16 protein-coding genes are annotated in these 21,891 nt (G+C 46.7%); 7 read left to right on the plus strand and 9 right to left on the minus strand.

Annotated elements, in window-relative coordinates; all coding sequences use genetic code 11:
• Positions 1-3 precede the first annotated feature (3 nt).
• On the minus strand, positions 4-2,166 hold the full coding sequence (locus KUA46_RS01985) for a S9 family peptidase (RefSeq protein WP_218487261.1): 2,163 nt from the start codon (positions 2,164-2,166) through the stop codon (positions 4-6).
• Positions 2,167-2,219: 53 nt separating this feature from the next.
• A complete protein-coding gene (locus KUA46_RS01990; RefSeq protein WP_022120665.1) occupies positions 2,220-3,503 on the minus strand; it encodes an O-acetylhomoserine aminocarboxypropyltransferase/cysteine synthase family protein in 1,284 nt (427 codons plus the stop codon).
• Between the two features lie 300 nt (positions 3,504-3,803).
• On the opposite strand from KUA46_RS01990, the gene KUA46_RS01995 reads away from it, so the two are divergent.
• The 6 genes from KUA46_RS01995 to KUA46_RS02020 all read left to right on the plus strand — a co-directional run bounded on the left by KUA46_RS01995 (position 3,804) and on the right by KUA46_RS02020 (position 11,744).
• Positions 3,804-4,916 carry an AraC family transcriptional regulator gene (locus KUA46_RS01995; protein WP_256625052.1) on the plus strand — a complete coding sequence of 371 codons (1,113 nt, stop codon included), beginning with the start codon at positions 3,804-3,806 and terminating at the stop codon, positions 4,914-4,916.
• A 162-nt stretch (positions 4,917-5,078) separates the two neighbouring features.
• The gene (locus tag KUA46_RS02000) at positions 5,079-5,987 is read left to right on the plus strand and encodes a fimbrillin family protein (protein WP_217327040.1); all 909 of its coding nucleotides are present in this window, start codon (positions 5,079-5,081) and stop codon (positions 5,985-5,987) included.
• Between the two features lie 25 nt (positions 5,988-6,012).
• Positions 6,013-6,987, plus strand: a complete 975-nt coding sequence (locus KUA46_RS02005; RefSeq protein WP_218487262.1) for a fimbrillin family protein — start codon at positions 6,013-6,015, stop codon at positions 6,985-6,987.
• Between the two features lie 33 nt (positions 6,988-7,020).
• Positions 7,021-8,835: a fimbrillin family protein gene (locus KUA46_RS02010; RefSeq protein ID WP_218487263.1), complete on the plus strand. Its 1,815-nt coding sequence runs from the start codon at positions 7,021-7,023 to the stop codon at positions 8,833-8,835.
• A 188-nt stretch (positions 8,836-9,023) separates the two neighbouring features.
• Positions 9,024-9,665: a hypothetical protein gene (locus KUA46_RS02015; protein WP_218487264.1), complete on the plus strand. Its 642-nt coding sequence runs from the start codon at positions 9,024-9,026 to the stop codon at positions 9,663-9,665.
• A gap of 615 nt (positions 9,666-10,280) precedes the next feature.
• Positions 10,281-11,744, plus strand: coding sequence for a DUF1846 domain-containing protein (locus KUA46_RS02020; RefSeq protein WP_218487265.1), 1,464 nt, complete (start codon positions 10,281-10,283; stop codon positions 11,742-11,744).
• A 130-nt stretch (positions 11,745-11,874) separates the two neighbouring features.
• Here the strand turns inward: KUA46_RS02020 and KUA46_RS02025 are convergent, their stop codons facing one another.
• The 5 genes from KUA46_RS02025 to KUA46_RS02045 form a co-directional block, all read right to left on the minus strand.
• On the minus strand, positions 11,875-12,816 hold the full coding sequence (locus KUA46_RS02025) for a HipA domain-containing protein (protein WP_218487266.1): 942 nt from the start codon (positions 12,814-12,816) through the stop codon (positions 11,875-11,877).
• A gap of 3 nt (positions 12,817-12,819) precedes the next feature.
• A complete protein-coding gene (locus tag KUA46_RS02030; RefSeq protein ID WP_153118224.1) occupies positions 12,820-13,188 on the minus strand; it encodes a HipA N-terminal domain-containing protein in 369 nt (122 codons plus the stop codon).
• Positions 13,185-13,403 carry a type II toxin-antitoxin system Y4mF family antitoxin gene (locus KUA46_RS02035; protein ID WP_153118223.1) on the minus strand — a complete coding sequence of 73 codons (219 nt, stop codon included), beginning with the start codon at positions 13,401-13,403 and terminating at the stop codon, positions 13,185-13,187. Before KUA46_RS02035 ends, KUA46_RS02030 begins: the two co-directional genes overlap by 4 nt.
• 220 nt (positions 13,404-13,623) lie before the next feature.
• A complete protein-coding gene (gene yidC / locus KUA46_RS02040; protein WP_218487267.1) occupies positions 13,624-15,561 on the minus strand; it encodes a membrane protein insertase YidC in 1,938 nt (645 codons plus the stop codon).
• 55 nt (positions 15,562-15,616) lie between these two features.
• Positions 15,617-17,221, minus strand: a complete 1,605-nt coding sequence (locus tag KUA46_RS02045; RefSeq protein ID WP_118079775.1) for a CTP synthase — start codon at positions 17,219-17,221, stop codon at positions 15,617-15,619.
• A gap of 138 nt (positions 17,222-17,359) precedes the next feature.
• Between KUA46_RS02045 and KUA46_RS02050 the strand changes: the two genes are divergently transcribed.
• Positions 17,360-18,643: a DUF3078 domain-containing protein gene (locus tag KUA46_RS02050; protein WP_218487268.1), complete on the plus strand. Its 1,284-nt coding sequence runs from the start codon at positions 17,360-17,362 to the stop codon at positions 18,641-18,643.
• 68 nt (positions 18,644-18,711) lie between these two features.
• Here KUA46_RS02050 and KUA46_RS02055 read toward each other — a convergent pair whose 3' ends face one another.
• Positions 18,712-19,929, minus strand: coding sequence for a porin (locus KUA46_RS02055; protein WP_218487269.1), 1,218 nt, complete (start codon positions 19,927-19,929; stop codon positions 18,712-18,714).
• 25 nt (positions 19,930-19,954) lie between these two features.
• Positions 19,955-21,406 carry a 23S rRNA (uracil(1939)-C(5))-methyltransferase RlmD gene (gene rlmD, locus KUA46_RS02060; protein ID WP_153137270.1) on the minus strand — a complete coding sequence of 484 codons (1,452 nt, stop codon included), beginning with the start codon at positions 21,404-21,406 and terminating at the stop codon, positions 19,955-19,957.
• Positions 21,407-21,891: the final 485 nt, after the last annotated feature.

The raw sequence follows: 21,891 nt of genomic DNA on the forward strand, positions 1-21,891 counted from the left end.
ATATTATTTCTTCAACCACTTGTCTAACCAGCCGAAGAAAGTGCGCTGCCAGAGCACGCCGTTCTGTGGCTTCAATACCCAGTGGTTCTCATCAGGATAGATGAGGAGCTCGGCTGGGATGCCACGCATGCGGGCTGCATTGAAGGCGCCCATGCCCTGGTTGGCATTGATACGGTAATCCTTTTCGCCGTGGATGCAGAGGATTGGAGTATCCCACTTGTCTACAAACTTATGAGGACTGTTCTCGTAAGTCTTCTTGGCGTTGGCAGTCTGGTCCTTGTTCCAGTAAGCATCCTCGTATTCCCAGTTAGAGAACCAAGCCTCCTCGGTATCGGTGTACATGCTCTCCAGGTTGAAAGCACCATCGTGAGAGAGGAATGCCTTGAAACGCTTGTTGTGATGACCGGCGAGATAGTATACTGAGAAACCACCGAAGCTGGCACCTACACAACCCAGACGATCCTTGTCTACGTAAGGAAGATTGTTGGCAGCATCATCAATAGCTGAAAGATAATCGTTCATGCACTGACCTGTCCAGTCGCCAGAAATCTCTTCGTTCCATGCGCTTCCGAAACCAGGGAGACCGCGGCGGTTAGGCAATACGACTACATAACCATTGGCTGCCATGATCTGGATGTTCCATCGGTAGCTCCAGAACTGGCTTACCGGACTCTGAGGACCACCCTCGCAGAAGAGAAGGGTAGGGTACTTCTTGTTGGCATCGAAATTAGATGGCAACATGATCCATACCAGCATCTGCTTGCCGTCGGTAGTCTTTACCCAACGCTGCTCACACTTACCCATATTCAACTGGTTCAGAATATGGTCGTTCTCGCGGGTAATCTGCTCTACCTTGGTACTCTTGGCATCCTTGCCTGGAGTTACGATGTAGATATCTGTAGGATGACTCATGCTAGCCTTGGTAGCAAGAAGCTTGTTGCCGTTGTTGGCAAGCGAGATGCTTCCGTAGTCAGCCCACTCGTTGGTAATCTGCTTCACTTCGCCCTTGAAGTTAGCCTGATAGAGGTTCAGGGTTCCGTGCCATACGCCGATGAAGCTGAGGCTCTTGTTGTCCTTGTTCCATACGAAGCCCTCTACGTTAGAGTCGAACTTCTCTGATACATAGTTCTTCTTGCCGGTAGCGAGTTCGTAAACACAGAGGCGGTTGCGGTCGCTCTCGTAGCCGTCGCGAGCCATGCTCTGCCAAGCGATGTACTTGCCGTCAGCAGAGAACTGAGGGTTCACGTCGTAACCCGGATTGTTCTTCAGATTCTCAGGAGCGTTGACAGCCTGGTTCTTCATGCTCTTGGTAGCATCAATCTTAGGCTCTACATAGCCAGCCTCCTTGCAGAGGTTCTTTGTCTCGCGCGTACCTATATTATATAGATAGATATCAGAGTCGGTAGAGATGGCATACTGAACGCCCTCCTTCTTACGGCAGGTATAGGCGATGGTCTTGGAATCCGGACTCCATGCCAGCTGCTCGATGCCACCGAATGGAGCCATAGGGCACTCGAATGGTTCATCCTTCAGGATGTCTTCGCCGGCGTTGATGGTACCGTCTTCAGCCACATCAGCCACGAAAGGATGGAGAAGGCTCTCTACGTAGTGGTCCCAGTGGCGATAGTTCATATCAGTTACGAGACGGCCGGTAGCCAATGGAAGATCAGAAGGATTCTCCTTGATGGTTCCGTGGTAAGGGAGTTCCTTGATGAGGATTACCTTCTTGCCGTCAGGAGAGAAGCGGAAACCCTGGATGCCCAACTTGTCGTTGGTGAGCTGCTTTCTGCCTGTACCGTCAGGGTTCATGCTCCAGAGCTGTCCGTCGCGGATGAAGGCAATCTTCTGTCCGCCCTGAATCCAGGCAGCATCTGTTTCGCTCTTTGCATCGGTGGTCAATGCCTTCTTGTTCTTGCCGTTGGCATCCATGATGAAGAGCATCTGATGACCCTTGTTCTCCTTTACACTGTAGTAACCCACCTGGTACACCACCTGCTTGCCGTTAGGCGAAGCTTCGGCGCCACCGATACGTCCCATTGCCCAGAGAGCCTCAGGAGTCATCAGGTGGTTTTCTACCTTGATGTCATTTTTCTGAATCATAGTCTGTGCATCAGCAGCTGTGCTCATCGTGAGAGCCGCAGCAGCTAAAATCATAGCTTTAATCATGTTTCTAATTTTACTGTTATAATGTTGCTTTGTTGTTATGTATCCTATTTGTCTTAAATCTGATCCAAAGCCTGCTTGATATCATCGAGGATGTCTTCTACATCTTCGATACCTACAGAGAGGCGAATCAGATCTGGCGCAACACCTGCTTCCTTCAGCTGCTCTTCGCTGAGCTGGCGATGGGTGTGACTGGCTGGATGGAGCACACAGGTGCGGGCATCGGCTACATGGGTTACGATGTTGATCATGTCGAGAGAATCCATAAACTTGATGGCTGTCTCGCGATCTCCCTTCAATCCGAAGGCAATAACACCGCAGGTGCCGTTTGGCATATACTTCTGGGCAAGCGCATGATACTCATCGCCCTCCAGACCGCTATAATGAACCCAAGCCACACGCTCATCGTTCTGCAGGAACTCTGCCACCTTCTGTGCATTTGCACAATGCTGGCGCATACGGAGGTGGAGACTTTGAAGACCGAGGTTGAGGATGAACGAATTCATTGGGGCAGGGATGCTGCCGAGATCGCGCATCAGCTGAGCCACGAGTTTGGTGGTGTAACCCATCTTGCCGAAAGCCTTCACATAGGTCAGACCATGGTAGCTGTCATCCGGTGTGCAGAGACCAGGGAACTTATCAGCATGAGCCATCCAGTCGAAGTTGCCGCTGTCTACTACAACGCCACCTACCTGTGAAGCCGTACCATCCATATACTTGGTGGTACTGTGGGTAACGATGTCGGCACCCCATTCGAATGGGCGGCAGTTGATAGGTGTAGCGAAGGTGTTGTCAACGATGAGAGGCACCCCATTCTTGTGAGCAATGCGTGCAAACTTCTCGATGTCGAGTACTGCGCAGCCCGGGTTGCTGATGGTTTCGCCGAAAACAACCTTGGTGTTAGGGCGGAAAGCCTTCTGGATTTCTTCTTCGCTATCGTTCGGATTCACGAAAGTACACTCGATGCCGAGTTTCTTCAGGGTTACGCCGAAGAGATTGAAGGTACCACCATAAATCTCATTAGATGTAACGATATGGTCGCCTGCTTCGCAGATGTTGAATACTGCATAGAAGTTGGCAGCCTGACCGCTGCTGGTTAATACGGCTCCCACGCCACCTTCGAGTTCGGCAATCTTCTTAGCCACAACATCGTTGGTAGGGTTCTGGAGACGGGTATAGAAGTAGCCTTCCTTCTTCAGGTCGAAGAGCATAGCCATCTCCTCAGAGTTGTCATACTTGAAAGTAGTGCTTTGATAAATTGGCACTTCAATCGGTTCGCCGTTCTTTGGCTCATAGCCTCCCTGCACGCAGATAGAGGCGGTACGTAAATTCTTTTTCATTTGTCGGTTATGTTTTCTTTTAAACTTCATGTTTTTGCGATATGACATGTTATGCTGCCCATTGCAAGATGCAAAGATACGGCAAATCCTTGAGAATTAAGAATAATTTGCGTAAAACATTGTTCGAAAGCAACTTTTTTTTGTATTTTTGCATCAGAAATGATTTCGTTTCGTTTTAAGAACTGAATCCTTAGGAGTAGATTTCGTTTCGTTTTAAGAGCTGAATCCTTAGGAGTAGATTTCGTTTCGTTTTAAATGCTAAATTTTCAGGAATATAAGAAAGATATAAATATTTAGTAAATGAATACATTGTTTCTTGTGCAGTTTGCTTGCTGCATTATAGTGTCGATGTTGGGCTTGATATTGGTATTGTCCAGGTTTCAGATTCGCTGGTCCAACCGTCGTTATGAGGTGTCTCGTTGGCTCCTTGCTTTTTCCATGTTTGTACTTGCTGGACATTATGTTTTACAAATGCTTTATGGTTTCCGTGCTAAAGGCGATGAAATAGGAGCCGTTGTCAATATTCTCTTCTATTCTCCTATTTCTTTCATCGTTTCCTATGCTGCGTATCATGTCATATCCCATAGAGGCGGGCGCAGGAATTTTGCCATAGTGGGAGTTGTGAGCTATGCATTGATATTGATTTGTTTCTTTTTCGGATACAATGATACTCCTAGGGGAATGCACATGGGGGGGTGGCTCTATGTGATGCTCGCATTATTTGTACTTTCTATTTTGTATTGCGTTTATACTACAGTCGTAGAGATGCGGTATCATCGAAAAATCATCGAGGATAATACGACAGAAGATTTGCTTCCTTTCGACAGATATTCTTATGCCAGTTATAGTTTGATGGGTATCATGGCATTGGCGATGGCTGCTGCCATCTGCTATCGTCCTCTTCTGTATTGCGTGGCACCGTTGGCGCTTTTTTCTCTGATTTCCTTTGTCGTCCATTTCTTGGGTTTCGGTTACATTATCATGCCAACAGAGGTGAGATTGGAGATGGATACTACTGATGCTCCTTTTGAGATGATGGAAGAGAGTGAAGTGATGGGGCTGGATTCTGAAAAAATAGATATGATAGAATCTTTGCTTGATAAGTGGTGTGAAAATGGCGGATATAGAGACAGTACGGTGAATATGCCGATGCTATCGGCAAAGTTGCGCATTCCTCGCCCCGAATTGAGTAGCTATTTTGAGAATTATCTGAAGAGTAGTTTCCGTATCTGGCTCAGCGATATCCGTTTCAAGGAGGCGCAGCGTATGCTGCTGGAAGAATGCAGGTACAGCAATGATACCATTTCTACAGAATGCGGCTTCTCATCCCACGCCCATCTCTATAAGATTTTCAAGGCTAAGACGGGATATACACCAGGACAATGGAGAAATTCTGTTCGGAAAAAACGGTAGAATGCTGCGAAAAATAGTTTCATTCCTACCAATGAAACACCTTTTTGATAGGAATGAAACTATTTTCTTGAGCAATGAAACTGTCTGGTTATAAGATTTTGATTATCTTTGCATCATTATTTAATAATAGTAGATAATAATGATTCAGTAAGGTTAATCAGTATGAACAAGAAATTTTCAACTTTAGCCATTGCATTTGCAGCCTTCTGCTTGACCTCATGTCACTGCGATGATGATACTTCGACCACATCGAAGTACATCACCGTTGCCACTTCCATCGGACAGATGACACGCACTACCACTGATGCCGACGGCAATCAGAAGTTTGCGAAGGATGACAAAATCAGCATCTATGCGTGGACAGGCAATGCCACCGCAGTTCCCGCAGACTTCGTGGTAAACAACAGTATCAACACCTACGATGGCGCTAAATGGACAGCTTCACCGCAGATGCTGTGGAAAGACATGGAAACGCCTCACTACTTCCTTGGCATCTATCCTAACCGTGCCGTGACAGATTTCACTGCCGATGAGTATGCGCTCGACACAGAGAAGCAGGAAGCGTCAGACTTATTGGTAGCAGTTAACACCGGCATCGAAGGAGCCGGCATTACGGCAACAGCCAATCCTGTGAGCCTGATGTTCAACCACGTGATGTCAAAACTCATTGTGAACCTTCAGTTCCGCAACCAATGGGCAACCACTCCGACAGTAGCATCCGTTACCGCTACGGCAAAGAATGCTGCCACAGTAAACTATGTGACTGCCACCGGCACTGTAGTGACTGCCACCGGTGAACAGAGCGACATCGTCCTCCCCGCTACTGCTGCCAACACCTGCTATACCTCGATAATGGTGCCGCAGAGCGATTTCCGAACTATCAACATCGTGATAGATGGCAAGACCTACACCTTTACCCATACCGAAGACATCGCGCTTGAGAGCGGCAAGTACACCACCGTCAACCTTATCGTTGGTCGCAACGAGATAACCCTCGGTTCGGTATCAATCAACAACTGGCTGGAAGGTTCAAGTATTAACGGAGGTGAAGCACAAACAGATAATCAATAACAACCCTTTAAAATATAGACAGAAAATGAACAAAGCATTACAACTTCTTATGGCTGCAGCCCTCGTGACCGGCTTTGCCGCCTGCTCGTCCGATGACGATATGTCCACAGCCAACAATTTTCCTCAAGATGGCGTTGTGCGCTTCAATGTGGGAGTGAACATTCCGCAGACACGTGCCTCACATTCAACTGATGGAAGCGATGTTGCTGAGTTTGGTATCTGCATTGCCAACAGTGTCAATTCAACCTACACATACAACAACGTCAAAGTGACCGGCAGCAATATCACCGCTTGGACACCAGCCACACAGATGCTTTGGCAAAACTCCACACAGGCAGTTGACATTGTGGCTTATTCTCCTTATGTGGAAGGAGATTACAATATATCCACCACGAATCTCCCTGTCAAGGTTGAAGAAACACAAATCAAAGACGGCTACACAAGCGACTTCCTTATCTGCAAGAAGCCGGGCTTTGTGCCGAGTAAAGGACTGAGTGAAGGAGGCAAACTGAATTTGGCTTTCAAGCACGCCCTGAGCCAACTTACCATTACCGTAACGCTCGGATCAGAGTTCAACGCCCCGGATTTGGTAACCACAAATCCTATCACCGATTTGAAAGTCAACGGTACATACATTGAAGGTATATGCGACTTTACCAAGGAATCAGGCTTCGTCACAGCCAAGACTACAGAAGCCAATACCATTGCCGTTGCTCCGTCTGAGTATGGCGAATTTGAAAAAGCTACCTCTCTATCATCCAATGCAAAGGCAACCTACCAGTGTCTGCTGATACCTCAGAACATCGAGAAAGGAATATTCAGCGTAAGCTTTAAGTTGAATGGAATACCTTATACATGGACATCCAGCAAAGCCGTAACTCTCGCGGAGAACACCGCCTACACATTGGCATTGACAGCTGGCAAGGAGATAGTAGTGGCAGGAGAAATGACAGCCAACGCATGGCAGGAAGGTTCGACTTCCAATGTAGAGACCGAATAACAACCGAACAGATAAAATTTAATGATAACGACAATGAAGACAATTAAATATATGGGCATGGCGCTGATTATGGCTGCACTTGCCTCTTGCAGCAGCGATGATGACTTCGGAACGAACTGGCAGAACGACCCTACTGCTGTGCGCGTGAGTGCTAACGTTGGCGGTGTGTTTACCCGCAGCAACCCGGTGGCAACAACAGAAACAGACCAGATGAATTTCAACGGAGGTGATGCGATTACTATCTCCACAGAAGGACAGGCATCAGTGAACTACATACTTAAAGATGGCACATGGGGACCAGAAACCTCTGGGCAATTCCTCAAGTGGAGCAGCGAGTCTATGACGTTCACCGCCCGTTATCCAAAAGGAAGCGGAGATTTTATTGTACCAAAAAATCAGGATGGTATTGATAAAATAGCGTCGGCTGACTATATGACTGCGACAACAGCTTATAGTAAAATTCCCGATGACAGAAAGGTTAATTTTGACTTCGATCGTCAGATGGCTCGCGTGGTAATCACTATCGCCGGCTTTAACAATGAGTTTTCTGATAAAGCCTCAGTTTCCGAAATGTATGTAACATCTAAGGAAAGAATTGCCAAAGACGGAAGCGCAGTTACTGCAACATCTGACATTATACCTTACTCGCAGGACCGCTACGGCAAGAAAGGCAGCATATACTACGCTCTTGTAGCACCGAACACTGCAACCAACTATGAATTCATCAAACTGACAGTTAAGTATGAAAGCGATATAAAAGATCTCACAGTAAAGAACCCTGTAGCATTAGAAGCAGGAAAGAGTTACAATTTCAACCTGACCATCGGTAAGAATGAAGTAAGTCTTGGCACGGTTTCGGTTGAGAATTGGGGCAACACAGGCTCTATCTCCGGTGGGGAAGCAAGTATAGATCCAATAGATTTATCCAAAGGGAACATCAACATTACTGGCAACAGCTATTATGTCATCACCACCAATGGCGAACCCACCGCAAACACTATCACCATCAACGGCAATGCCACCGTGCAGTTGATGAATGCTGTTATCAGTGCTGACGGCATCGGTATCGATGTCAAGAGCGGCAGTCCGACGATTATCGTGTCCGGCACGGAGAACAGTGTTACTTCCACTACTGCTACCGCCATTAATGTATGCGATGGTGCTACACTCACCATTAAAGGCAAGAACGGAACAATTGATAAGCTGACAGCCAAGGGCGGCTCCATATCTACTACTACTAATGAAAGTTCCAGTACAGCAGGAGCTGGTATCGGCAGCAGCGATGGCGGCAACATCGTTATTGAAAATGTAAGCATAGATGCTACCGGTGGAACTGGCAATCAAACTGTTACCCCCTATTATTCCGGCGGTGCAGGAATCGGCAGTTCGTCATCAGCACATTGTGGCGACATAACGATCTCAAATGCCGTGATTACAGCTACCGGTGGAAATGGAGCTCCAGGTATAGGAATGGGAGCCGGTAAGAGCGCTTCAGCCCCTAGAATGGGGAATATTAATATCAAATCCTCTACAATCACTGCTACAGGAGGTCTTCGTGCTTCTGCTATTGGATTCCCTAATGAATATTGTTTTGATTATTCAAAGGTCACCACCTTGACCGGAGGCACAATCAATATAGAAACAGTAGAAAGCAGTGAAACTTTTCTTAATAGGCTCACGTGTGATTTAGGCACTAGCAACACGATTATATTATATAAAATTGGTAAAGGAGATATATTATGGTTTAATTATATAGGTTTGGACGGTGGAGATTGGCCGGGTGTAGTGCTGAAGGCAAGCGACCAAAAACAGACGAGCAAAGATGGAATAGGAGCGTTAAGCAAATAGTAAGAATGATATAAAACACTCCCAAGCCTGACGGGAGCTAAGTGTCAGGCTAGTTATAACAATCACTCGCCATGAGAAAGGAGTAGAACGTCGGTGAGCAAGACAGCGTGAGTCATATTCGGCAGTTATGCTGAAGGGCGTATCCCGAAAAGCCCTTATAAAACGAGTAGGGATAAAAAGTTTTAAATATGGCTGATAATGATAAAGCAGTATTGATTGGCTATGTTCTGATCGATCAATTGCAAGATAAAGGCACTAAGGGTATTGTTGAATCCGGCAAGGGTCTTTTAAATAATGGGACCTCTTCGTATAAGGCAAAATACGGATGCGTTATAGTCGGTCGAAAACATGCTGGCGATGAGAATGGTTATACATACTACCTGACGGGCAAACCTAAGATCTTTGATGTGGATTTAAGTAACGAGGTACATGAAGTTCGTATTGCCGTTCTTGGTAGCCATAATACCGATAGTTTCAAACAGTCTAATCTCAATTTTACCTGTGAAGGTAACAATGTGATTGTTGGACGTACTCATACGGGTGATGAAAATGGTTTCACAACCTTTGCCTATGCAGAACTGGCCGTTAAGAAAGTTAATCCTTTCGGTAAATATAACTATAGCATAGGAGTAGTAGAACCGAAAGATCCTCATTTGTTTGTAGAATCAATAAAGATTGCAAAAGAAAGCAATGGAGAATGGGCATTGTCAAAACTGGGCGAATACTATCTTCCGATGGTAGCAATGTCACACAGTGGTGATGAAAATGGAACTTCCACTTACGGATTTAAGCTGTTTGGCATCTTTAGAGAGCCGATTTCTAAGGACTAACCTGCGGTATAGACTCACCAATGAAGGTAATCACACCCTATTATTGGTGAGTCTTTTTGCGTATTGTCAGTTTCTCTGCCATCTCCATAGCCCATAACTTGCAGCGAAAAACAGTTTCATTTCTACCAATGAAACACCTTTTTGATGGGAATGAAACTATTTTCTTGAGTAATGAAACTGTCTGGTTATAAGATTTTGATTATCTTTGCATCATTTAATAATAGTAGATAATAATGATTCTTATTAACTTTTAAGTGAATTACGAAATGACAGGCTTTTCTTTATTACAATCGACTGATCTAGCCGATATTGTAGGTGTATGTATTATATTGTCCATTGCATTGGGGGCTTTTTCCCTCATGTGGAGGGATTATAAAAACGATCTTGAGGAGAATGACAACAAGTATTTTCGTGTCTTGGATTTTATCCTCAAGGAGCAGTTGTATATATTTATCTTTCTTGTCTTAGCCTTCCTGATAGGGGGTGAGATGTTGCTGCATGCCTATATGTAGCAGTTCTCTTTTATTTTTCGGATAAAAGATTTGTTAGTACGATACTTTTTTTGTAATTTTGCAGGCGATTTTTGATTTCAAATTGCAAGATATAATAACAATTATGAAAATAGGATTTGACAACGAGAAGTATCTGAAGATTCAATCCGAACATATCAAGGAGAGAATCTCTAAGTTTGATGGAAAGCTGTATCTCGAATTGGGAGGTAAGCTTTTCGATGACCATCACGCCAGTCGTGTTTTGCCAGGGTTCCAGCCTGACAGCAAACTGCGCATGTTCCAGAAAATCAGCGATAGCATCGAGATTGTTATCGTGATTAGTGCAGCCGATATTGAGAAGAACAAGAAGCGTGCCGACTTGGGCATTACATACGATGAGGACGTGTTGCGCCTTCGTGGTGAGTTCCAAAACCGTGGTTTCATGGTGGGTTCTGTTGTCATCACTCATTATAATGGCCAGCCTGCCGCCATCGCCTTCAAACAGCGTTTGGAGCGCGAGGGCATCAAGACTTACTGCCATTATCTCATCGAGGGCTATCCTCACAACGTGAGTCTGATTGCCTCTGACGAGGGATTCGGTCAGAACGATTATGTTGAAACAGAGCGTCCGCTGGTTATTGTTACTGCGCCGGGTCCTGGCAGCGGTAAGATGGCAGTTTGTCTGAGTCAGCTTTATAATGAGAACAAGCGTGGTGTGCATGCCGGCTATGCCAAGTTTGAGACCTTCCCTGTGTGGAATCTCCCATTGAAGCATCCTGTGAACATCGCATACGAGGCTGCTACTGCCGATCTGAACGATGTGAATATGATTGACCCGTTCCATCTGGAGGCATACAACAAGATAGCCATCAACTATAACCGTGATGTAGAGATTTATCCTGTGCTCAATGCGCTGTTCGAGGGTATCTATGGTAGCAACCCATACAAGTCGCCTACGGATATGGGTGTGAACATGGTAGGTTTCTGTATCTCTGATGATGAGGCTTGCTGCGAGGCATCCAAGAATGAGATTGTCCGCCGTTACTATGCGGCTACCAACAAGATGGCGGCTGGTGCTTGCAATGAAGATGAGATCAATAAGATTCAGATGCTCTTCAATCAGGCTAAGATTACTACTGATTACCGCAAGGTGACGGTAGCTGCCAAGAATCATAAGAAGGAGACGGGTCATACCTCTTCTGCCATTGAGTTGGAGGATGGTACCATTATCTGCGGTCATAGCAGCGAGTTGCTGGGCTGTAGTGCCGCCTTGCTCCTGAATGTTACCAAGCAGTTGGCAGGTATCGACCATGAATTGAAGCTGATTCCTCAGTCGATGATTGAGCCTATCCAGCATACCAAGGTGAATTATCTCGGTGGTCACAATCCTCGTCTTCATACGGATGAGGTTCTTGTAGCCCTCTCTGTTCTTTCGGAGAATGATGAGAACTGCAAGAAGGCATTGGAGCAGTTGCCTAAGCTTCGCGGCTGTCAGGCTCATTGCACCGTGATGTTGAGTGATGTAGACCAGAAAATCTTCAAGAAGCTCGGTGTGGATATCACCTGCGAGCCGGTATTGAAGAAGTAAATTTGGGTTGGATACTATTGAAGAAGCAAATTTGCCTTAAACAATATACCCCCGAAAAGGTATAGTTAATCTCGTAGATTGATTAATTATACCTTTTCGGGGGTGTTTGTTTTTATTTTATACAGAAACATTATCTTAATGCCATAACTCTGCTGAGAATCAGTTTCTTGTATTCCTTCTTCATGCTGTCCGGAAGGAAGGAGGCTTCTATCAGGTCGAGCCATTTCACGATGGATCGGCGGAACTTTTTGGCGATGTTGTTGATTACCTTCTCGCTGAGGCCCGAGGCGGTCATTACCTTCACGAAATCAGATTTCTGAATCTTTCTCTTTCTTCCGTTGAGTGTCAGGGCGAGCTCCTCGGTATCTTCTGGCATCACAATCTTCGTGCAGAGGAGGTCGTAGGCTGGGGTTAAGCCATAACCCAACTTGCGGTTGTTGTAGAGCGAGAAGTTCTTGAGGTGCATGTCAGCGTTGCCCGTAATCCATGAGAAGATGACCACTTCCCAATAGTTCACGAGGTCGAGCTGCGAGAACGATGAATACTTCTTGATGAGTCTGGCTATCTGCTCGTAGGAACCTTTATATTTGTATTCGGTAAGGCGCTCTGACAGCTGGCACATATCTTCCATCGGTACCTTTTGTCCATCATCCAGTCGGTCTATTCTCCGGGTGATATAACAGAGTTCACCATCGGTAAAGCGAATCAGTCCGTGGGGAACCACAGCTATCTTGGCGGCTTCAGCGAGATGCATCGTGAGGTCTTCTATTTCCGGTAGACAGCGGTAGCGGTCGGTTTGTGGCTTGAGGATATATTTTCCCCAAAGACCTACGATTGTGAAGCGGGATGGTTCGTTCTTTCCGCCCGGATTTACATCGAGCGAGAGCTTCGCCTGCACACCGGTGAGGGTGGTCTGGGCACGCACTACCTGTTTTGCCAGGTCGCCTATTTCCTTTCTAACGTAGGGTAGGACAGGGGCTTCCTTGGTGCCGAAGAGCTTGCGTGCGCAGGCAGGATGGTAATCTACCTGACCAGGCTTGAGCGGTTTATAACAATATAGACATTTCTCCATATCTTATTCTCCTTTCTGTTTTTGGGGTGAACCATTCGTTTCTTCTGCTGGAGATTCGTTTGTAGGAATGACGCTTACTGCTCCGATGCAATCCTTGCAGCAGGCAAGGAGGAGCGACATTCTGTCGCGCTGGTTGATTTTCCAACTGCTTTCTGCGATGTTCAGCAGCCATCCTTCGGGGATTAATCCATCGAAGAATGGGAACAGTACGGTATCGTGGTAGGGCTCATCAGATAAAGGAAGCGTCAGACTTACGGCTTCCGCACCATCCGATGCCAGATAATCTGAATCATAGGCGAAGGTAAAGCCTGTTTCGTCTTCCGTCAGCAGACCTACGTATTGGTCGTAGAGATATATTTTTCCTTGTTTCATGATATATTATTTTTATTTTTGATAGGAACGGGGCCTATTTCCTGACCGAACAGGAGGAGGACCTGGTTTACCTTGTCGAGTCGTAGTGTTTCCTTTCCCTGTTCCAGTTCTCTTACGAATCTGAGACCTACGCCCGATTTCGCCGCCAGATCTACTTGCGTCAATCCGAATTGCTTGCGCATTTCCTTGACGTATGATGATAATGTATTGCTCATATTCTTGTTATTTTATACCCTATCGGGTAATGTTATATATGGGATAATATTATATTATACCCTTTCGGGGGCAAATATACGAATAAAAAATGAAAATACCCCCGAAAAGGTATAATTTATAATATCATTTAACAAATTATACCTTTTCGGGGACAAAAAAAGCGTAATGAACACCTTTTTCAGGGTAATCCATTACGCTTTCATTTTTATCTGGTAATCTTTATTTTCCGAGATTATTCTTTTTCTCGTTCAGTTCTGCCTGTTTGCGCATCATCTCTTCCTGCTGCTTGCGCTGCATCTCCTGGAGAGCCTGCATTCTTGCCATCAGGCCGCTTGCCTTCTTAGGGTTGTTCTTGTTCTCCTGATAGCGCTTCTCAAGGATGGCGAGGAGTTTCTCGTCGTCGGTTGTCTTGCGCAGGGTCCACATGATAGCGGCACTGAAGAACAATGAGATGAAGTAGTAGAAGTTCAGACCGGCTGAGTAGTCATTGAACATGAAGAAGAACATCAATGGCATGAGATACATCATCCACTGCATCATCTTCATCTGCTCTGCCTGCTGACCTACCATCTGGTCGCGCTGCTGACGCATGGTCATCCAAGAGTACAACAGGTTGGCTACACAGAACAGGATACAGGTCAAACTCAAGTGGTCGCCAATCAGCCAGATGTTGGTGTTCCATTCGATGATTGGGTCGAAGGTACTCAAGTCGTTCATCCACAAGAACTTCTCACCACGAAGCTGGATGGCATTAGGCACGAAGTTGAACATCGCAACCCAAACCGGCATCTGAATCAGCATAGGCAAGCAACCGGATAATGGGCTTACACCATACTTGGCATATTCCGCCATCATTGCCTGCTGCTTCTGCATCTGGTCCTCAGGCTTGTTATACTGAGCTGTAGCTGCTTCGAGTTTTGGTTTCAGCACGCGCATCTTGGCTGAACTCATGTAGCTCTTCTTTACCATAGGGTAGGTGATGAGCTTGAGGAGCAAGGTGATGAGAATCAATACGATACCCATTGGGAACACGTTGCTCAACCAGTCGAATACGTAGAGTGTGAAGAAACGGTTGATCCAGCGGATGATAGGCCATCCCAGGTATACGAGCTTCTGGAATTCCAAGTCCTTGCCGAAGGTACTTTCCTTCTCGGTATTCTTCAGAATCTGGAAGTCGTTAGGACCGAAGTAGAACTCAAACTCAGATGCCTTCTTACCGGTTGGGTCGAAAGCTGTCTTCATCTTAGCCTGGAACTGCTTCAGATAGCCCGAACCCTTCTCCTGAGGGATAGAGGTCATGAAAGCATCCTTCTCGAAGTTATCCTTTGCTACGATGATGGCAGAGAAGAACTGGTTCTTGAAAGATACCCAGTCGATGGTTTCTTCTATCTTCTCGTCAATCTTCTCGCTGCCCTCGCTCAGATGGTCGGTACCGCCTTCTGCATTATGGTAGGTGAGGGTAGTGTAACGGTTTTCGAACATGAAACCACGTTCCTGCTGGCGTGCCTTGTCGCTCCAGTCAACATCCATCTTATTATAATTAGGTGAGAACAGACCCGCCATGCCATTTGCCTGCAGGCTCATGTGCAGCATGTAGTCATTACCCAATGTATAAGTCAGGGTGAGCGTCTTGCCTTCACCAGCCACAGCAGTCATGGTTACAGACTTGTCGGTCACGTTGGATGGAGTGAAGTAGAGATCGCTGGTGATGATGTTGGCTTCTTTAGCCTCGAGCATGAACTTGAGGCTCTGGTCGTTACCGTCGAAGAGTGTTACGTCCTTGGCATCAGCCGAACCGTCTTTCACCTGCAGGTTGTGTCCCACATAGCCCTTGATGACAGCCTTCTCTACAGTAGCACCCTTGGTGTTGAGTGTTAATTCTACCTTCTCGTTTTTCAATACAATCTTCTTAGCCTGGCCTTTGAGTGCCGAATAGAAGAGGGCGGTTGAGTCTGCCTCAACCTTTGCTTTGGCATTAGTCTGGCGCTTAGCAGCGGCAGCCTTGCTGGCCTTTTCCATCTCGGCATGTTTAGCCTTGGCGATGGAGTCCTGAACGAATGCCGTTCTCTGTTCTTCGGCAGATGGCTGGTTATACCAGCTAAAGCCAATCAGCACTACGGCAATCAGGAGGAAACCGATAATGTTGTTCTTGTTCATTTTTAAAATTTGAAATTAAAGGAGTAAAGGGGATCACTCCTTTAACTCCTAATATTTACTTTTTGTTTTCTATTGCTGTCTTTACGAAATCCATGAAAAGTGGATGTGGTTTCAGCACCGTACTCTGGTATTCAGGATGATACTGTGTACCTACGTACCACTTCAAGCCTGGGATTTCTACGATTTCTACCAGGTCGCTCTCAGGGTTTCTGCCTACGCACATCATGCCGTTCTTCTCAAATTCCTGCTGGAACTCGTTGTTGAACTCATAGCGGTGGCGATGGCGTTCCTGAATATGCTCCTTCTTATAGATATTGAACACGCGTGAACCCTGTTTCAGCACACACTCGTAAGCACCGAGACGCATGGTTCCACCCATGTTTGATATGTTCTTCTGCTCCTCCATGATGTCGATAACATTGTGTGGAGTCTTCTCGTCCATCTCACGTGAGTTGGCATCCTTGTAACCCAATACGTTGCGGGCAAACTCGATGACCATCATCTGCATACCCAGGCAGATGCCGAAGGTAGGGATGTCGTGGGTGCGGGTATAGTGGGCGGCGATAATCTTGCCCTCGATGCCTCGCTGGCCGAAGCCTGGGCAGATGACGATGCCATCCTGTCCCTTCAGCTGTTCTGCCACGTTCTCTTCTGTGAGATATTCTGAGTTGATGAAGGTAATCTTCACCTTGTGGTCGTTGTAGGTGCCGGCATGCGAGAGACTCTCGCGGATACTCTTGTATGCATCCTGCAGGTCGTACTTGCCTACGAGACCGATGTTTACCACCTCTGTAGCTTTGTTTCTGCGGTCGAGGAATGTCTTCCAAGGACCCAGCGCAGGTGTTTCGCCGATAGGCTCGCCCATCTTGCGGAGAATAGCGGTGTCGAGGCCCTGGTTCTGCATGTTTACAGGCACCTCGTAGATGCTAGGAAGGTCTTCGCTCTGAATCACGCAGTCCAGGTCTACGTTACAGAAACTTGCTACCTTCTTCATGATTCCCTCTTCGAGATGCTTCTCGGTACGGAGAATCAGAATATCTGGCTGAATACCTACGCTCTGCAGTTCCTTCACAGAGTGCTGGGTAGGCTTTGTCTTCAACTCGCCTGCTGCCTTCAGATAAGGCACATAGGTAAGGTGAACGTTGATGGCGTTCTTGCCCAGCTCCCATTTCAGCTGTCGGATAGCCTCCATGTAAGGGGCGCTCTCTATGTCGCCTATGGTTCCGCCAATCTCGGTAATCACGAAGTCATAGTGATACTTCTTGCCGAGCAGCTTCACGTTGCGCTTGATCTCGTCGGTGATGTGAGGCACCACCTGGATGGTTTTGCCGAGATAATCGCCACGACGCTCCTTGTCGATGACTGCCTTGTAGATACGACCAGTGGTGAGAGAATTCGCTTTTGTAGTCTGAATGCCGGTGAATCGCTCGTAGTGTCCGAGGTCAAGGTCGGTCTCCATACCATCTACCGTTACGTAGCACTCACCATGCTCATACGGGTTCAGCGTACCCGGGTCGATGTTGATGTATGGGTCAAACTTTTGGATAGTAATGTTGTAACCTCTTGCTTGAAGAAGTTTACCGATGGATGAAGATATGATTCCTTTACCCAAAGAAGAAACCACACCACCAGTTACGAAGATGTACTTTGTTTCAGCCACGATATTTATAATTTAAATTAGAATTATTTGGGTGCAAAGTTACGACATTTTTGTGAAATGAGCAAAAATATTTCTAATAAAGGGCATAGATTTATGAATTATTTATTACCTTTGTGCCCAAATTTATAAAATTAAGGTATGAAAATAAAATTTGGATTACTCGTTCTTGCGTTCCTTTCGGCTCTGACGCCTGTTTCTGCCCAGCGCAAATTGAAGAAGGTGGCGCCCGGAGAGGCATCGAAGAACAGGTTGGCTGAAATCTATGCAGACTCGCTCTTGATGTGCCGTCAGCGCATCGATTCCATGAAGATGGATTCGAAGGATAGCAGATATGCCCAGCTCTTTACACCGCTCACCTTCTATCATGGGCCGGTAGCCCGCATGTTGCGACTCAAGCCTCAGGATGGGGTGAAGGATTCGCTCGGAACGATGCTCGACCAGACGCTGATGGAGGTATATCTCAAGCGTCCCGACCTGGTGCGCAATACTGAGTCTCATCTCAAGGAGGTGGGAGCACCGCTGGCTGCGCAGAGCAAACCGAAGAAGAATCATCCTGATATCGTAGAGCAGGTGGCTCCGAAGGCGATTGAGGTGGATGCGGCGCCGATGGATATCGTCATCACCCGTCCTAACTTCTGGACCATAGGGGGCGATTATTATCTGCAGTTCCTGCAAAACTATGTTTCTGACAACTGGTATAAGGGTGGTGAGAGCAATTATTCGGTGCTCGGAAGAGTGACGATGTTTGCCAATTACAATAACAAGCAGAAGCTAAAATGGGATAATAAGGTGGAGATGCGCCTGGGTTATCAGACTTCGAAGGGTGATACGGTTCATACGCTGAAAACGAGCGACGATATGATCCGATACACCGGAAAACTCGGTCTGCAGGCTTCCAGAAAGTGGTATTATACCATCCAGCTGGTTGGCCAGACTCAGTTTACGCATGGTTACAAGAGTAATGACAAAACGGTTTATTCCGATTTCTTCTCGCCATTCAATCTGAACCTCTCTGTCGGTATGGATTATAATGTAGACTGGTTCCATCACCGCCTGAAGGGTAGTGCCCATCTGGCTCCTCTGGCTTTCAACTGGAAGTATGTGGGCAGAGCGTCGCTGGCTACGCGGTACGGACTGGATGAGGGGAAGCATGGCATGACCGATTACGGTTCAGAGTGTACCTTCGATCTGTCGTGGCAGATAGCGGATAATATCAAGTGGAAGACCCGTCTCTGGGGATACACCACTTACAAGCGTGCTGAAATAGAGTGGGAAAACACCATTACCTTCCAGTTTAACCGCTATATTTCTACCAACATCTTCCTCTATCCGCGTTTCGACGATGGTGTGAAGCGCAAGGATGACCAGAGCTACTGGCAGTTTAAGGAATTCATGTCAGTAGGTTTCTCTTATTCATTCTAGATAAGTAGTTGACAATAAACACAATAAAGGCTCGTTCCTGTAGCAGGAGCGAGCCTTTGTTGTATCTGTTAGAATCTGAAGCAAACCTCGGCATCTGCCATGGAGTAATTATGCTTCGCGAGTGTCTTGTCGTTGATGAGCGCATACTCGGTAAGGATAGAGATTCGCTTGCCGATGTGGAAGTTCAAACCTGCCTCATACTGGGTTCTCTGCATGTTGCTCTTGCCGTTAGGCTGATACATGTCGTAACGCGCCTTCACGTCGATACGGCTGTTCTTTGGCAGCTGAGCCAATGGGGCGATAACCAATCCGTATACACCCTGAGCCTTATCGCCTATTTTTGCATTCAGATTGCAGTCCTTGGCGTTGGCATCGTTGAAATTGGTGATGCTCTTGGCAAAAGCCTTGCCGGTAGAGTGGATATACTCAGAACGTACGGTCCAGCCGTCTTTCTTATATTCGAAAGAGAAGGCGTAGCGGTTCTGGTTCAGACTGCGGGTACCGCTGAAAGTCTCTTTTACAGGTTTTCCATCCTTGTCAAGAACGGAATTTCCAGCAGCATCTTTCTTGTAGATGATGTTTCCCTGTTCATCGTCGGTCCATGTTCCCTTTCTTGCATAAGAACCGGTCCATCCGAAGGCACCGATGCGCATGCCGCTTACAGGCATTACCCATACACCACCAATCACATTCTTCTGCTGGTCAACGTCCTTGGTATTGGTTCCCTGTCCGTTGAATACACCAATCTGATAGTGCAGCAGGTTGCGGCCGTTGGCATTCTTGAGGAAATCGCCCTGGAACTGAAGACCGATGTCACGGCCGTTGGATGCATGTTCTCCGGCACGGTCGCTGAAACCAGCCAGCTTGCTCACGTTCTGTGAATATCCCATGAAGCCCTGGTCGATAGGGTGCATCGGATTCTCAAAGGTGAACGGGTTTTTGAACTGACCGATCTTCACCTTGAAGTATTCATATTTCTGCCATTCAGCAAACAGATCCACCATTCTCGGACTGGAACCGAGGGTAGAGGTGTTGCCGTTGAACTGAATCTGAGTTTTCCAGTAGAAGTCGCCTGCTATGCGACCTTCGAGAGAGATACGCGCCATACGGATGTTGAATGAGTTGGATTCAGCATCTTTCTGTCCGCTGTACTGATACTGGGTCATTCCATACCCCGACAATTTCACGTTGCTCAACCATGATGGTATTTCTATGGTCTGCTTCTGCTGGGCGCTGGCTGAGACCGAAGCTACAGCCATGAGCGCCATGATGATGGTTTTCTTCATCTTGTTTCTATTTTGATTTCTAGGTTTATCTCTTTTCGAGCAATACCACGTTCTCTACGTGAGGGGTATGAGGGAACATATCCACCGGCTGTACGGCAGCTACCTTATACTCCGCATCCATCAGCTGCAGGTCGCGTGCCTGGGTTGCCGGGTTGCAGCTTACGTATACGATGCGCTTTGGTGCTGCATTCAGAATGACGTTTATTACGTCTGGGTGCATTCCGGCACGTGGTGGGTCGGTGATGATGACGTCAGGTCGACCGTGCTGTGCGATGAAATCGTTGGTCAGGATATCCTTCATGTCGCCTGCATAGAAGAGGGTGTTTTCGATGTCGTTCACCTGAGAATTCACCTTGGCATCCTCTATGGCCTCTGGCACGTACTCGATACCGATTACCTTCTTTGCCTTGTGAGCCACGAAGTTGGCGATGGTTCCGGTGCCGGTATAGAGGTCGTAAACCAGCTCATCTCCGGTAAGGTTGGCAAACTCGCGGGCCACGCAGTAGAGGTGGTAAGCCTGCTCGGTATTGGTCTGGTAGAAACTCTTCGGACCCACCTTGAACTTCAGGTCTTCCATCAGTTCGTAGATATGGTCGTTGCCCTTGAAGAGGCTGAGTTCCAGGTCGTTGATGGTATCGTTTCCCTTCTGGTTATCCACGTACATGAGCGATGTAATCTGAGGGAATTTGTCAGCCACCTGCTGCATCAGCTCCAATGCTCTCTGCTCATCGCCCTCCTCATCGTAGTGGAACTGGAAGACGAGCATCCACTCTCCAGTGTTCGAATTACGGATCATCATGTTGCGGAGCAAACCGTGCTGCTCACGCAGGTCGTAGAAGGTATAGTCGTGAGAATCAGCATATTCGAATACGAAGTTGCGGATTTCGTTGCAGAGGTCATCCATCAGCCAGCACTTCTTGATAGGATAAATCTTGTCGAAGGCTCCGGTGATATGGAAACCGATGGCGTTCTGGGCGTGGCGCTCCTTGAGCGATGTTACGGTATCATCCTCTTTCTGAGGGAGCTGAGCCAATTCCTCGGCGGTGAACCATCGCTTGTTGCTGCATCCGAACTCTATCTTGTTGCGGTACTCCTGAGTCTTCACGCTGCCCATGATAGGGCGGAACTCAGGTAGTTCAATCTTTCCGATGCGGGTGAGTTGGTCTTCCACCTGCTTCTGCTTAGCCTTGATCTGCTCTTCGTAAGGCAGGTTCTGCCATTTGCATCCGCCGCAGATGCCGAAGTGCTCGCACATAGGCTCCTGTCGCACCTCGCTCTTCTTGATGAAGCGAACCACCTTGGCTTCGCAATACTTATGTTTCTTCTTTACTACCTGCAAGTCGACAACATCTCCTGGCACGCAGAAAGGTACGAAGATGACCTGTTCATCTACGCGTGTGATGCACTTACCCTCGGCTGCTACAGCCTCGATGGTGATGTTCTCTAACAGAGGTAATGGTTTACGTTTTCTTGCCATAATAATGTTTTGTATTTTTTATGGGTGCAAAGATACTGCAATTTTATGAGAAATGCAAGAGTTGTCCCAAATTATTTGCTTTTAAAGGTGAAAAGGCGTTTAAAGGTAAAAAGGTAAAAAAGTAAAAAGATTGTGAGGCGATAACAAAAGTAACAAAAGTAACAGGTAATATTCGGTGGTTGTAAAGGGATGAAATGTGAATGTGAATGTGAATTTGAAATGTAAGTGAAGAAAACGGACTGTCATGTGTATCCTTTTGTCAAGGCTGTTTATTGATGATTTTTGATAGTATATATTTAAATTGTACGTACGCGCGTACCTTATTATATTAGAATTAAATGATATAATATCATTACATGCATTCTTTTTTCTTCATTTACATTTCAAATTCACATTCACATTCACATTTTTACATCAGAGGTCACCTGTTACTTTTGTTACTTTTGTTATCGCCTCACAATCCTTTTACCTTTAAATTGCGTCCC

The organism is Segatella copri (assembly GCF_019249765.2).
Lineage (GTDB): Bacteria > Bacteroidota > Bacteroidia > Bacteroidales > Bacteroidaceae > Prevotella > Prevotella copri_K.

Excerpts from the sequence above, each read along its gene's own strand:
- KUA46_RS02025 (WP_218487266.1), bottom strand. The coding sequence starts at position 12,816 with ATGGAGAAATGTCTATATTGTTATAAACCGCTCAAGCCTGGTCAGGTA.
- KUA46_RS02015 (WP_218487264.1), top strand. The coding sequence starts at position 9,024 with ATGGCTGATAATGATAAAGCAGTATTGATTGGCTATGTTCTGATCGAT.
- KUA46_RS02010 (WP_218487263.1), top strand. The coding sequence starts at position 7,021 with ATGAAGACAATTAAATATATGGGCATGGCGCTGATTATGGCTGCACTT.
- yidC (WP_218487267.1), bottom strand. The coding sequence starts at position 15,561 with ATGAACAAGAACAACATTATCGGTTTCCTCCTGATTGCCGTAGTGCTG.
- KUA46_RS02000 (WP_217327040.1), top strand. The coding sequence starts at position 5,079 with ATGAACAAGAAATTTTCAACTTTAGCCATTGCATTTGCAGCCTTCTGC.
- KUA46_RS02055 (WP_218487269.1), bottom strand. The coding sequence starts at position 19,929 with ATGAAGAAAACCATCATCATGGCGCTCATGGCTGTAGCTTCGGTCTCA.
- KUA46_RS02005 (WP_218487262.1), top strand. The coding sequence starts at position 6,013 with ATGAACAAAGCATTACAACTTCTTATGGCTGCAGCCCTCGTGACCGGC.
- rlmD (WP_153137270.1), bottom strand. The coding sequence starts at position 21,406 with ATGGCAAGAAAACGTAAACCATTACCTCTGTTAGAGAACATCACCATC.
- KUA46_RS01995 (WP_256625052.1), top strand. The coding sequence starts at position 3,804 with ATGAATACATTGTTTCTTGTGCAGTTTGCTTGCTGCATTATAGTGTCG.
- KUA46_RS02030 (WP_153118224.1), bottom strand. The coding sequence starts at position 13,188 with ATGAAACAAGGAAAAATATATCTCTACGACCAATACGTAGGTCTGCTG.
- KUA46_RS02020 (WP_218487265.1), top strand. The coding sequence starts at position 10,281 with ATGAAAATAGGATTTGACAACGAGAAGTATCTGAAGATTCAATCCGAA.
- KUA46_RS01990 (WP_022120665.1), bottom strand. The coding sequence starts at position 3,503 with ATGAAAAAGAATTTACGTACCGCCTCTATCTGCGTGCAGGGAGGCTAT.
- KUA46_RS01985 (WP_218487261.1), bottom strand. The coding sequence starts at position 2,166 with ATGATTAAAGCTATGATTTTAGCTGCTGCGGCTCTCACGATGAGCACA.
- KUA46_RS02050 (WP_218487268.1), top strand. The coding sequence starts at position 17,360 with ATGAAAATAAAATTTGGATTACTCGTTCTTGCGTTCCTTTCGGCTCTG.
- KUA46_RS02035 (WP_153118223.1), bottom strand. The coding sequence starts at position 13,403 with ATGAGCAATACATTATCATCATACGTCAAGGAAATGCGCAAGCAATTC.